The 12,119-nt window shown below is 35.6% G+C and carries 11 protein-coding genes and 1 pseudogene; 6 read left to right on the plus strand and 6 right to left on the minus strand.

The window, feature by feature from the left end; genetic code table 11:
- The first annotated feature begins 62 nt into the window (after positions 1-62).
- The 4 genes from ACLV7Q_RS05810 (at position 63) to ACLV7Q_RS05825 (ending at position 2,108) form a co-directional block, all read left to right on the plus strand.
- Positions 63-998 (plus strand): DHH family phosphoesterase, encoded by a 936-nt coding sequence (locus ACLV7Q_RS05810; RefSeq protein WP_050243193.1) that lies wholly within the window; start codon positions 63-65, stop codon positions 996-998.
- Positions 999-1,093: 95 nt separating this feature from the next.
- The gene (locus tag ACLV7Q_RS05815; RefSeq protein ID WP_000710764.1) at positions 1,094-1,336 is read left to right on the plus strand and encodes a type B 50S ribosomal protein L31; all 243 of its coding nucleotides are present in this window, start codon (positions 1,094-1,096) and stop codon (positions 1,334-1,336) included.
- Between the two features lie 150 nt (positions 1,337-1,486).
- Positions 1,487-1,771 (plus strand): type II toxin-antitoxin system RelB/DinJ family antitoxin, encoded by a 285-nt coding sequence (locus tag ACLV7Q_RS05820; protein WP_023941319.1) that lies wholly within the window; start codon positions 1,487-1,489, stop codon positions 1,769-1,771.
- Positions 1,761-2,108 carry a type II toxin-antitoxin system RelE/ParE family toxin gene (locus ACLV7Q_RS05825; protein ID WP_083977813.1) on the plus strand — a complete coding sequence of 116 codons (348 nt, stop codon included), beginning with the start codon at positions 1,761-1,763 and terminating at the stop codon, positions 2,106-2,108. The genes ACLV7Q_RS05820 and ACLV7Q_RS05825 overlap by 11 nt, the downstream gene beginning before the upstream one ends.
- Positions 2,109-2,319: 211 nt before the next feature.
- Here the strand turns inward: ACLV7Q_RS05825 and ACLV7Q_RS05830 are convergent, their stop codons facing one another.
- Positions 2,320-3,717, minus strand: coding sequence for an N-acetylmuramoyl-L-alanine amidase (locus ACLV7Q_RS05830; protein WP_218757941.1), 1,398 nt, complete (start codon positions 3,715-3,717; stop codon positions 2,320-2,322).
- A 382-nt stretch (positions 3,718-4,099) separates the two neighbouring features.
- On the opposite strand from ACLV7Q_RS05830, the gene ACLV7Q_RS05835 reads away from it, so the two are divergent.
- Complete coding sequence (locus tag ACLV7Q_RS05835) at positions 4,100-5,359, plus strand: N-acetylmuramoyl-L-alanine amidase family protein (RefSeq protein WP_218757942.1); 1,260 nt, start codon at positions 4,100-4,102, stop codon at positions 5,357-5,359.
- 105 nt (positions 5,360-5,464) lie between these two features.
- On the opposite strand, the pseudogene ACLV7Q_RS05840 reads toward ACLV7Q_RS05835, so the two are convergent.
- Positions 5,465-6,006, minus strand: a pseudogene (locus tag ACLV7Q_RS05840) (IS630 family transposase); the annotation flags it as partial.
- 436 nt (positions 6,007-6,442) lie between these two features.
- Between ACLV7Q_RS05840 and gdhA the strand changes: the two are divergent.
- Positions 6,443-7,789 carry an NADP-specific glutamate dehydrogenase gene (gene gdhA / locus ACLV7Q_RS05845; protein WP_050074496.1) on the plus strand — a complete coding sequence of 449 codons (1,347 nt, stop codon included), beginning with the start codon at positions 6,443-6,445 and terminating at the stop codon, positions 7,787-7,789.
- 279 nt (positions 7,790-8,068) lie between these two features.
- Here the strand turns inward: gdhA and ACLV7Q_RS05850 are convergent, their stop codons facing one another.
- From ACLV7Q_RS05850 to ACLV7Q_RS05865, 4 genes are all read right to left on the minus strand, one after another.
- The gene (locus ACLV7Q_RS05850) at positions 8,069-8,521 is read right to left on the minus strand and encodes a hypothetical protein (protein ID WP_050135917.1); all 453 of its coding nucleotides are present in this window, start codon (positions 8,519-8,521) and stop codon (positions 8,069-8,071) included.
- On the minus strand, positions 8,511-8,810 hold the full coding sequence (locus ACLV7Q_RS05855) for a hypothetical protein (RefSeq protein ID WP_033685091.1): 300 nt from the start codon (positions 8,808-8,810) through the stop codon (positions 8,511-8,513). Before ACLV7Q_RS05855 ends, ACLV7Q_RS05850 begins: the two co-directional genes overlap by 11 nt.
- 1,162 nt (positions 8,811-9,972) lie before the next feature.
- A complete protein-coding gene (locus ACLV7Q_RS05860; RefSeq protein ID WP_225904764.1) occupies positions 9,973-11,025 on the minus strand; it encodes a hypothetical protein in 1,053 nt (350 codons plus the stop codon).
- Between the two features lies 1 nt (position 11,026).
- Entirely contained in the window at positions 11,027-12,115 is a 1,089-nt protein-coding gene (locus tag ACLV7Q_RS05865; protein WP_218758050.1) for an insulinase family protein, read from the minus strand.
- Positions 12,116-12,119: the final 4 nt, after the last annotated feature.

A 12,119-nucleotide genomic window follows, 5' to 3' on the forward strand; every position in this document is an offset into this window, starting at 1 on the left:
TTTTCATTTTAAAAATAAAAATTCTTGTGCTACAATGAAATGAGAAAGAATTGAGGTTATTTATGGAAATTTGCCATCAAATTTTAGAAAAAATCAAAGAATACGACACGATTATCATTCATCGTCATATGAAACCAGACCCTGATGCCTTGGGAAGTCAGATGGGTTTGAAATCTCTTCTCAAACATCATTTTCCAGAAAAAACCATCAAAGCCGTTGGTTTTGATGAACCAACTCTAACTTGGATGGCTGAGATGGATCTTATTGAAGATAGTGCCTACCAAGGCGCCCTTGTCATCGTCTGTGATACGGCGAATACTGCTCGTATTGACGATAAGCGCTATCGTCAAGGTGATTTTCTCATTAAGATTGACCATCATCCAAATGATGATGTATATGGTGACTTATCTTGGGTAGATACTAGTTCAAGTAGCGCTAGTGAGATGATTACCCTATTTGCCCAAACAACCCAGCTAGCCTTGTCAGATCGCGCTGCTGAATTGCTCTTTGCAGGAATTGTTGGTGATACAGGCCGTTTCCTCTACCCTTCTACTACTGCGCAAACTCTTCGCCTTGCTGCTTATTTGAGAGAACAGAACTTTGACTTTGCGGCTCTCACTCGCAAAATGGACACTATGAGTTACAAAATTGCTAAACTTCAAGGCTACATCTACGACCATCTGGAGGTGGATGAAAATGGTGCAGCGCGCGTTATCCTGAGTCAAGAAGTCTTGAAACAATTTAATGTTACCGATGCTGAAACTGCAGCCATTGTCGGTGCACCTGGACGTATTGACAGCGTCAGTCTCTGGGGAATTTTTGTAGAGCAGGCTGATGGCCACTACCGTGTTCGCTTACGCAGTAAAATCCATCCTATCAATGAAATTGCCAAAGAACATGATGGTGGAGGCCACCCTCTAGCAAGCGGTGCTAATTCCTATAGCCTAGAGGAAAACGAAATCATCTACCAAAAGTTAAAAAACTTGCTTAAAAACTGATAAAATACTTGCCAAACTTTTCAGAATCTGATAGACTAGTATGGTAACAATCTATGGCTCGCAAAGAGACCATGGCAGAAAGGAAATATTGCAAAATGAAAAAAGATATCCATCCAGAATATCGCCCAGTTGTCTTCATGGACACAACTACTGGTTACCAATTCCTTAGCGGTTCAACAAAACGCTCTAACGAAACAGTTGAGTTCGAAGGCGAAACTTACCCATTGATCCGTGTGGAAATTTCATCAGACTCACACCCATTCTACACTGGACGTCAAAAGTTCACTCAAGCAGATGGACGCGTGGATCGTTTCAACAAAAAATACGGTCTCAAATAATGATAAAAAGACAGCTTCGGCTGTTCTTTTTTCTTTCTTGAAATTAACTGCGGTTTTCATGTTCCAGACTCAAAAGTATAGAGTTTTTTCTTGCCTAAAAAATATAAAAGATATATACTAGCTATATATAGTATAGATTGGAGATATACCATGACGACATCACTTACTAAGCAATACAATTTTAAAATCAATGAGTCATCAATGGAACAAGCTAGAGCTATCATCAAAGAAAAAGGAATGACTATGACGGATGCTATTAGTCTTTTTATCGAGCAAATTGTTCTCGAACAGGATTTACCAATAAAAACCGCAGAAGATTTACACCGTGAACGATTGATTCAGGAGCTACAAGCCCAATCTGAACGCGCCTTAAGAGAATATGAATCCGGGCAAGGAACTTCCCTAGATGACATGAGGCTACGATATGACTTATAAAGTGATTCTATCTACTGAAGTGAGTCAAGCAATTGACAGTATCCATAACTACATCAGCACTGTTCTTTTATCACCCCAGTCGGCTAAGAATACTGTAGCCAGAATTTTAGACAGCTTAAAAAGTTTAGAAATCTTTCCTGAAGCAGGTTTTGACGCTGATGAGAAAATCGGACTAAAAATCAACAGTAAGTACCCAACACGAGGAAAAATTATAGGGCAATATATCTTGCTTTACTTTATCGATCAAACTCAAAAAACTGTTTTTCTTTCCCACTTATTCCACACCAAAAGTGACTATGTTACCTTGCTACAAAGCAAAAATAATAAATCATTTTAATGCCCACCACTCTCTTAATAACCTTGTACTTAGTCTTCGTTTTAACTAAAAACTCAAAAAACTTTGCACTCTAGCTAGCCACACAATAGCTTCCAGAGTACAAAGTTTTTTTATTAGAGCAGATTTACTCTTCCTTATCTTGATTCTCAGTTCCTTACCAATAAAAAACTAAGCCTAGGACAATCTCCAAAGCTTAGTTTGATCTAGTTTCTTAATTTCCGGCGTAATATTTTTGAATTCCTTTAATAATACCTTCAACCAACTTATCTTGGTATTGTTCACTACGGATTCGTTGGTTTTCTTCTGAATTATCCATATAACCCAACTCTAATAACACAGCAGGTTTCGCAGTCTCACGAAGAACAGCGAAGGTGGCTTGCAAAAGCCCAGCATCTCTAGCTCCTGTCTCGGTCAAGAGAGATGAATGAAGATCAGCTGCCAAACGATTACTTTCACTTATACGGTCTGGATTATTATGCCAGTACTGGTTAATCTTGCTCGGGTAACCCACTTCTTCCTTATAAGAATAAGTCTGTATTCCCAGATTCAGTGTTGTGTCATTCCCAGTAGCGTTAAAATGAATACTAATAAAGAAGTCTGCATTCGTTTTATTTACCATACGAGAACGCTCCGTCACAAAGTCAACATCCACATCACTATCACGAGATGTTAAAACTGTATAGCCAAGTTCTTCTAAACGTTTCCGTAATTTACGAGAGACCTGTAGATTCAAATCTTTTTCAGCTATTCCATAATAGTAAGCACCCGAATCACGTCCACCATGCCCAGGATCTAGGAAAATAGTCTTACTATAGCGCCCCTTTTCAAATCCTTTTGGAAGTTCTTGCACCCATTTACCATTATCTTTGAAAAAATGACTACTTCCATCAATAGTATAAGTTCCAGTGACATAAACGCCATCTTCTTTAAGATAATACCAAGCTTGATAATCTTGATCATAAAGCCACTCTTTGTGAGCCATGTAGCCACCAGATTTTAGATAGTAAGAGACAACCCATTGCTTCTCAGCATAGTGCCCACCTGACTTGAGATAAAACCAGCTAGAGTAGTTAGGATCGTACACCCATTCTTTATCTGCCATAGCCCCACTGGATTTCAGGTAATAATTTCCCTTCCAGATATTAGCCATCATGACACCATTTTGATCAAATACATACCATTTACCATTGATTTGACTCCATTGGTTAGACAGATATTTTCCTGAGCCATTGGCGTAGTACCACTTGTTAGCCATCTGATACCAGCTATTTTCAAGTAAGTAACCATTCTTATCAAATAGGTAGCCTTCATAAAGAGTATCTGTAAATTTGACACCCGTTTGACTATAATAAGTCCACTTCCCATCTTCTTTTACCCAACCAGTTTGTAGCTTAGACTCAGTAGGAAGAGTTGGTTTTGTCTCCTGCTCACTCGAACTAGGGGTCGTTGGCTGGTTTTCTGTAGCTGCTTGAGAAGCATTTGCAGAGCTAGTAGTTGAACTAGCGATAGAGTTATTCGTAGGATGACTAGCATCATTAGCTAGAACTGTTTGGCTAGTAAATCCAAGAAGAGCTAGAGCAAGAATCGTAAATTTCTTATATGATTTCATTTATTTAACCTTTCTAGGGGAATGGAATCCCTGTGTTATTGAGTTCTTTGACTTCCTTGATGAAGGAAGATTTGTTCTACATCCTCTAAACTATAATTTATATGTTGTCATGGAGTGTTCAGCTTATTTAAAGATGTGAAACCTAAAAAGCATGACTAAGTGGGAACCTTAAAAATTCAATTTCTGAGCACCTAATCTCGCTTCAGATAGTTATCGAACAAGTCGAGTAGATTCATTAAAATCATCTATTTATATTATACACCAAATTTAAGAAAAATTTTTGCTAACATCTAAATTTAAAATAAATCTAGTCCCTAGCTATACCGAATTTTAGTTTACTCTGCCCAGTAGAGATGTTATAATAAAAATAGGAGGACACAAAATGAACAATAAAACTAAAAAGTTCACACTTGCTACAGTTTTAGTACTTTCCTTGTTAGGTGCTGGAACTCTTACATCACAATCAGTAGCCGCTAATGATAGGTTGATTTCCACTCAAGCAATCAATGGTCAATCCTACAATATATTAAACTCTGAGGTCACTAGTGCTTCTTCTGGTACTACTCTAGTTGGGATTGAAGGGACTTTCTTAACGCCAGATAAACAGGCTATCTTAGACCGTATCAATGCCATTCGAAAAGAGGCAGCAGACGAAGGTCTAGTTACTAGCTATGTTCCTATCAAATGGTCAACTGCACTAGAAAAAACTGCCTTTGTTCGTGCAGCAGAAGCTTCGATCACCATTGATCACACACGCTTGTCTAGTAAGGATATTTGGAGCGCTTGGCCTACAGGAAATTTCTCCCTTTCAGAAAATTTGGCTTGGAACTACAATGGATTTATGAAGGCCATCCAGCAATGGTATGATGAAAAAGCCGATTATGTTAAATCTCGTAGTGGTGTCAGTGTTACAGGTCAAACTGGACACTATAAATCCTTAATTGATCCAAAACTGACCTATATGGGGCTTGCAGCCTTTGAAAACCCTGTCACTCAAAATGGATGGATTACCGTTGCACAAAGTTTCGGAACAGCATCTGGTGGCTCTGAAGAATTAGCTGGTGGTTATGGAAAGGCCATTCAATATACAGAAGCAAATGCTTCTCAGATTCAAACATTTGCGACTAAGGCAAATCTTTTTGACAAAGACTTAAAGGCTATCGGAACTCATAAAACCAAAACTACAAATACAAATTCAAGTCAGAAACTAGACGATGAGACCAATGATCCTGCCGAATTTCTTAATCGACTAAGAAGTTGGTTCAATCATTCCCAATACTTCGGAAGTTGGATTCAATCAAACGGACGTTGGTGGTTTAAACACAATGACGGCTCATACACGAGTAATGGATGGGAAAAAATAAATAGAACTTGGTATCGCTTTGACAACTCTGGCTGGATGCAAACTGGCTGGGTGAAAGACGGTAGCTGGTACTATCTCGACGGTTCAGGCGCTATGAAGACCGGTTGGCTCAAAGATAATGGTAGCTGGTACTACCTTCAAGATTCAGGTGCTATGAAAACTGGCTGGATGAAAGTATCTGGCAAATGGTACTATGCCTATAGTTCTGGTGCACTCGCAATCAATACGACTACACCTGACGGCTACCGTGTCAATGACAATGGGGAATGGGTAGGATAATTTAACTACAACAAAAAGACTCTATGCTATCTTATAGTGAGTAATCTTCACTTTCAGATAGTATAGAGATTTTTATTTACCTAGTACAGGTCTTATCTTAGGCATTTATAACAAATTGAAACAAGAACAAGACAAAAGAGCCTCGAAAAAGTATTGCAAGTTGCTCATACCTTTTTGAGGTGCTTTTTGATATAATCCCATGTTTTCTCAATAGGATTGTACTCAGGTGAGTAGGGAGGAAGAGGTAAAAGTTTATGCCCAAACTTTTCACACAAGAGTTCTAGCTTACCCATTCTATGGAATCTTACATTATCCATAATAATAACCGATGGTGTATTTAATGTTGGTAAGAGAAACTTCTGAAACCAAGCTTCAAAAAAGTCGCTCGTCATCGTCTCTTCGTAAGTCATTGGAGCGATTAACTCACCATTTGTTAACCCTGCAACCAAAGAAATCCTCTGATATCTTCTTCCAGATACTTTACCTCTTATTATCTGACCTTTTAATGAGCGACCATACTCTCGATAAAAATAAGTATCGAATCCTGTTTCATCAATATAAACAGGTACTAGGTGCTTTAAACTATTAAAATTCTTAAGAAATAAAGCTACTTTTTCTGGGTCTTGTTCATGGATAGTATAGTACTTTATGGTTACCAAGCAAGTCTAATGAAAAAATTCCGATGATAGTTCTAAATCTCAATAACCGCTTGGGTTCCATGATCCAACTCCAGCAAGACATCTATACTTGTATAGAAAATCCTGCCCTGAATAAGGGGATGTAAATATTGTTTTCCTCCAAAATGATCATAGTTTTACTGGCAAATCTAACATATCACGGATAAATTAACAAGTGATTTCTGAATTGCTAAACATTTTCTTTTCTTATAGCATACCATACTTTAAGATTTTGTCTTTGAGAAAGATATTTCCAAGAAAAACGTTCGTTTTTTTATCTATTTTCAAAAAACCCAAAAACTGAATTGAAAGAATTTTTAGAAAATTTCTGTTTTTTCTTTACAGTGAAAAAAAATTCTGCTATAATGTCTTATGTAATAAAATATGACAATAAAAGGAGAACGATATGACATCTGCTAAAGAATATATCCAAAGCGTGTTCGAAACTGTAAAAACTCGTAACGGGCACGAGGCTGAATTCCTCCAAGCTGTTGAAGAATTTTTCAACACTTTGGAACCTGTATTTGAAAAACACCCTGAGTATATCGAAGAAAATATCTTGGCACGTATTACTGAGCCTGAGCGCGTGGTTTCTTTCCGTGTTCCTTGGGTTGACCGTGATGGAAAAATTCAAGTAAACCGTGGTTACCGTGTTCAATTCAACTCAGCTGTTGGACCATACAAAGGTGGACTTCGTTTCCACCCAACTGTAAACCAAGGGATCTTGAAATTCCTCGGATTTGAACAAATCTTTAAAAATGTCTTAACTGGACTTCCTATCGGTGGAGGTAAAGGTGGATCAGACTTCGATCCTAAAGGTAAAACAGATGCTGAAGTGATGCGCTTCTGCCAAAGCTTCATGACTGAATTGCAAAAACACATCGGACCATCACTTGACGTACCTGCTGGTGATATCGGTGTTGGTGGACGTGAGATTGGTTACCTTTACGGTCAATACAAACGTCTTAACCAATTTGATGCTGGTGTCTTGACTGGTAAACCTCTTGGATTTGGTGGTAGCTTGATTCGTCCAGAAGCAACTGGTTACGGTTTGGTTTACTATACTGAAGAAATGCTCAAAGCTAACGGTAACAGCTTTGCTGGTAAGAAAGTCGTTATTTCAGGTTCTGGTAACGTTGCTCAATATGCTCTTCAAAAAGCAACTGAACTCGGTGCAACTGTTATTTCTGTTTCTGACTCAAATGGTTATGTCATCGATGAAAATGGTATCGACTTCGATCTTTTGGTTGATGTTAAAGAAAAACGTCGTGCTCGTTTGACTGAGTATGCAGCTGAAAAAGCAACTGCAACCTACCACGAAGGTACTGTATGGACTTACGCTGGAAACTATGACATTGCTCTTCCATGTGCCACTCAAAACGAAATCAACGGTGAAGCAGCTAAACGTTTGGTTGCTCAAGGCGTTATCTGTGTATCTGAAGGTGCCAACATGCCGAGCGACCTTGATGCCATCAAAGTTTACAAAGAAAATGGTATCTTCTACGGACCTGCAAAAGCTGCCAACGCTGGTGGTGTAGCCGTTTCAGCTCTTGAAATGAGCCAAAACAGTCTTCGCCTCTCATGGACTCGTGAAGAAGTTGATGGACGTCTCAAAGACATCATGACAAACATCTTCAACACAGCTAAAACAACTTCAGAAACATATGGTCTTGATAAAGACTACCTTGCAGGAGCTAACATTGCTGCCTTTGAAAATGTAGCAAATGCTATGATTGCCCAAGGTATTGTTTAATACTCTTCGAAAATCAAATTCAAACTACGTCAGCGTCGCCTTACCGTACTCAAGTACAGCCTGCGGCTAGCTTCCTAGTTTGCTCTTTGATTTTCATTGAGTATAAGATTTATAGCTCAATCCTCAATCACTCCGATTGGGGATTTTTAGCTTGAATTAAACAGTTGGAAAATTACTTACTCGCCCCCTTTTTTGCCCCTTCTTGAACAAAAAGAAAAACCGCTACTCCTAAGAATAGCGGTTTAATCATGTTTTTAAGCTACTAATGTAGTTGCTCTATTATTTAAAGGTAATTTGGGATTTAGCCTCATCAATTGCATCGTCCAATGACTTATCCATGGTAAAATCAGCTAATTTCTCTGGATCATTAACCATTTTTTCTAACAGATGGTCTAAATGATTGTCTAGAATCGAACGGTCTTTCGTGTAGAAATGCAGAGAATCCCCTTGCCAAGCGATGGCTAAAGGAATCTCTTCTTTTTCTAAAAAAGCTTTAAATTTCTCTATATCAATTGGTTTGTCTAAAAAATCTTTTTTCAGATTAATCGTATCAATCGAATAAGGAGATTGTAGCAATTCTTCTAATTTCTGCACCCCTATCTTATAGGCGGAATCCTGTGCTAAAGCCTGACGTCTAGACCATTCTAGAATCTTTAAAAGACTTTTTACAGTAAATAAAAGACTACGCTCAGCATATTGAACTGCCATTCGTTCCTGTTGTTCAGAGGACATCTGATACCTCCTTCTTCACAAATAGCAGCTTTCCTTCTTTATAACGATAAGCTATCAATTTCTGACGTTGCTTAATCGACTTGACAACCTGCAGTAGATCTCTCGAATAAGGTTCTCGAAGAGTAACTTCTACTGCTTTCCCATCAACGATACCAACACGTTTAAATTCAATGTAGTCTTTTTTGAGATGTCCTAAGCCCATACCAAAAGGAAAGTGATGAATCAATTGGATGGTACAACCACCTTTATTTCCCATTTGTTTCAAATCATACAAGTTTACTACCTTCATGATTAACTCCTTTATCTAGTTTGTCGCATCGTTTAAGTCTGGTAACGATAAACTCCGTGTCTGTTAGAAATTTCTCACACACGTCTTGTGCCAGTTGCCCTTCACAGGGAAATACTCTCAGTCCCTACTTACACAGGCACGCTAATCAAGACGGAGTGGATTCAATTTTCAAAGAACAGGTAGCTTTATTATAGATAAGAGTAGTTGAAATTTTTATCACATTTTTGGGGTTGTTGGAATAATCAGGTAAGTGCTAATTTCTAGCTCCTCTCACAACACCCTACATACATTCTATGTTTTATGAACAGTAGCTATCATTTACATTTTCAAACTACCACTCTATCAGATTAAAAGTCAAAATAGGCGCTTCTACTTCGAGAGATACTCATTTAATTGTTCAGCAATTCGCTCTACTTCCGTTACAGAAATTTCATCACTATGACTTCTCATGATTTGTTATTAGTTCCCTTTGAGGGGTTGCTCATGACACCAAACAGCGTAAGTCTTAAAAGAAAAAAGCAGTTCAATGAACTGCTTTTACGGATTCAGATATATCTGCTTTACCGTATGAAATACTGCTAATCTTTAGGATTATATACTTGTTAGCAAAAATACAAATATGATTATAAAATTTACCTTAGAATTCTAAATCTTGTGGCTATGTAAACTAATATTAGCTGGCTCAATATAAGTTTGAAAATAACTTTCCTCGAATTGAAAAATATAAATAGCTGACCAATTCCTATATATTGAAAGAGTGACCAACTTTTCATATCAAGAGCTGCTACGACAAAGCTACCAAATGGAACAAATATAGGATCTATAACCTGTATAATTATTTTTCATGTCTATATAAACAAGCAATAAATTATTAGTCCATGAAAAATAAATCTAATAAAATGGTGACTATAATTAATTTTATTCCCACTTTTTTTCCTATCATAAAAATAGCTTATTGAGATTAATATCAATAAGATCGATATTAATATTTTTAAAAAGTTATTAAAATAAAACAGACTAAATGAAGTTGAAAAACATAAAAATAGAGTTATAAATAATGATATAACAGATACTCCAAGCTCTTTTTTATAGCCAAAATAAGCTGAAAATACTAATATAATAGAATAAGCAAAAACAATATAATTCATTGGTTCCTCCATAGTTAAATTATAATTCTGATACCACTATATAAAATGTACATTAACCCAATTACAGAAGCAATAAAAAATAAATCCCATATATACGTCTTTAAGTTATTCTTATTAATTGCTTCTCTAAATTTTTCGTTATTTCTCATTCCAACATAGTAAAAAAATGTTTTAAAAAATAATGGCCTTACTTTATAAACGTCAAAAAATTCTTGATAAAGTATGTAACCATCAGTCTTCAATAAGAATGGATAAGCATTTATCAGGGCAAAAATCAGAATTCCAACTGCATATACACTCGCATAATATGCGACAGTATAGAATTTTAAATATTGTAGCAAGTAAAATATCATGAAAAAAATACCAGATAAATAAAAGATACTTATCATGGAAAACATAAACATCCATGTCCTAAAGCGTTGTTTCTCACTATAACTACTACCCCATTCAGTCCCAAAAGATATAGCTATAAAATAAATAATCCTAATGTATATGCGACCAGGCTTTTTTTCAAATTTCAAATGATATATCATTATCAATAATTCGTGTATAATCGCTGTTACACTTCCCACTAAAAAAGTAGCAATGTTCCTTGGAACTTCATAAAGATTTAATTGAACATCATAACAAGAATAAAAAAGAAATAAAGCTAATATCGGACTACAATATATCATTATTTTTGTAAATAATATTGGATCAGGAAGCAAATAAATAAAACCAGAACTCTTTCGTTCAATGTAGCTAGTTAACCTCTGAGGTAGGTAATATCTTGTAAGTCTACGATATGCTGCTAAAAATCTCAATTCATTATAATCAAATGAATTTTTTTTAATAAGAATACCTTGTTTATAAAAGAAATCAATGAATTGATCTATTGTGGTACTATTGTATTTAGAAAACTTTGCATACAACTCTTCCCTTGTCACAGCATTCTTATTTAAATATTGTAAAAATTCAACCTGATTTTTATTAAACGTATAGTAAGTATTGTTAACTTTGGCTAATGATAATCCCGAATCTAATGTATTACATTTTTCAAGATAACATAAATATTTTACTGAACTCATACTAAATAAGCTCCACAGTGAATTCGTTACATTCACGTCTCACGTTATTTTCATCAATATTATAAACGGCTATAGTTAAACTAGTGTTTTTAATGTCATCTTCAAGAAGTAAATTATCAACTTCTTCGCTTTGTCTGTATATTTTTCTGAGAGCATTATATTTCATCATCCCTAACCTGTTGTCTAGTTTTATAGCAGATCTAGTTTCTAGTCTTTCCAAATATTCTTCTAATTCTTGATTGTTAAGGTTTAAAATATTTTGCTTCATGTTTATAAATATATCAACTATTCGTTTTATTACCTCCAAATAATAAATCTCATTTGCTACAGAAAAAATAAATTGATTCTGTATAAGGCTACTTGTCTGAACACTATTACTATGTATCCTGTATGTCAACCCACTTTTCTCTCTAAACTCATCATTAATGGCATTGAAAAACATATCAATGAACACTTTGAAATACTTGGAAAATTCTCTATTTACATTTATTCCAATACCATAGTATTGGTTAAAATCGGGGTTCTGATTCCTTATCACCTTTATGGTATTATTTTTATTTTTAACAAATTCAACTCGTTTTCTACTTCTGCTATTGGTAGTAATAATTTCACCATCTGAATCTGCAATGGCGAATGTTTTCTTTATGTTATTAACATAACCAAGAATATCTAGTCTAGTAATTGAAGAAACGGAATCTTTAGAACCAAGAATTGCTAAAGAATCTGTATTTCCGACTAATATATTACTAATTATCTCAATTTTATTCTGAGAATAGTAATCAATTTCCGACAAAACAATTTTTTTTTCTTTTTCAAACTCTTCTTCCGTTATTTCAAAATTATCGAGAAGTGATTCACAAAAATCAATCATTAATTGTCTATCACTTCTCAGTCCCTGACAATAGAAAAGAATATATTCATACGACGTAACACCATTATAAAGAATTCCTTTTCTATTAAAAATTTTTAAAAAATCTTTTGCCACCTTAGAATTAAAAAGTAAATGCTCAACAAAATGATTCATTCCTCTAATCGGGTCATCTAAACAACCAAATGGCAAAACTAAGCCGACTGCAATAGTTTCTCTCATCAGT

Origin of the sequence: Streptococcus mitis (genome assembly GCF_965111725.1) — a bacterium.
In the GTDB taxonomy this organism is placed as follows: Bacteria; Bacillota; Bacilli; order Lactobacillales; family Streptococcaceae; genus Streptococcus; species Streptococcus mitis_DV.